We start from the raw sequence: 1106 nt of genomic DNA, 5'->3' as shown, positions 1-1106 counted from the left end.
TGTGATGTCCGGGGAGGTTGGTCATCCGGGTGATCGGTGGCCGGCCTCCGATCGCGGAGTGGGCTCGGTGGTGATTGTAGAAGTGGAGCCAGTCGGGCAAGGCTGCTCGGCGGGCGGCTTCTGAGTCGTAGAAGCGGGCGTAGGCCCAGCCGTCGGCGAGGGTGCGGTGGAAGCGCTCGATCTTGCCGTTGGTCTGGGGCCGGTACGGACGTGTTCGTTTCGGTGTCACGCCCAGCGCAGCGCAGGCCTCGCGCCAAGCGTGGGAGCGGTAGGCCGAGCCGTTGTCGGTCAGCACACGCTCGACCGTGACGTCATGATCGGCAAACCAGGCAGCTGCCCTTTGGAGGACTCCGATCGCAGTGGTGGCCTTCTCGTCGGCGTGGATCTCGGCGTAGGCCACGCGGGAGTGGTCGTCGATCACGGTATGCACGAACGCGGTCCCGATCAGTGGCCCTCGTACGTAGCCCTTCCGACGCTGGGTGTCGGTTGCCGCGCGGTTGCGATAGCCCTGCTGCTTGCCCAGGTAGCGCCAGCCACCACCGTTAGGGATGTTTCCGAACTTGGTGACATCGACGTGGATCAACGACCCCGGGTGTGGGTGTTCGTAGCGGCGCAGCGGTTCGCCGGTGACGCGGTCGATGTGGGACAGGCGGTTGATCCGGCAACGGACCAGCACGGCGTGCACTGTCGATGCCTGCATCCCGAGCTGGCCGGCGATCTGAACCGGCCCGAGCCGGTGCCGCCACCGCAGCCGCACGATCCGCCGGACCAGCTCTGGGCTGGTCTTCGTCGGACTCGAGTGCGGGCGCGAGCTGCGGTCGTTCATCCCAGCGGCACCTTCGGCGCGATACCGGTCGGCCCACTTCTTCGCTGTGCGTGGGGCGACCATGAACATCTTGGCCGCCGCGGCGTGTGTCCAGCCGCGGTCGACGATGAGCTGAGCGAGCCGCAAACGAGCTCGTGGGGTCAGGGCAGCGTTAGCGTGGGACATGAGGGCCTCCGGTCGGGTGAAGCGGTTCCTAGACAGCTCCACTTCACAACCGGAGGCCTTCGTCTGTCAGACAGGCTCACCGATGCCGGGCGGTACAACCTCCCTGGACATCACA

1 protein-coding gene is annotated in these 1106 nt (G+C 66.8%); it reads right to left on the bottom strand.

Annotated features, from left to right (window positions below; all coding sequences use genetic code 11):
- Positions 1 to 991 (bottom strand): IS481 family transposase (locus tag MRBLML1_RS23255; RefSeq protein ID WP_364520624.1); only part of this gene is annotated, 991 nt, incomplete at its 3' end.
- Between the last annotated feature and the right edge of the window lie 115 nt (positions 992 to 1106).

It is taken from the genome of Nocardioides sp. LML1-1-1.1 (assembly GCF_040676175.1).
Classification (GTDB): Bacteria; Actinomycetota; Actinomycetes; order Propionibacteriales; family Nocardioidaceae; genus Nocardioides.
Note: the sequence above shows the minus strand (reverse complement) of the source record. Positions and strands in the feature narration are given on the sequence as shown.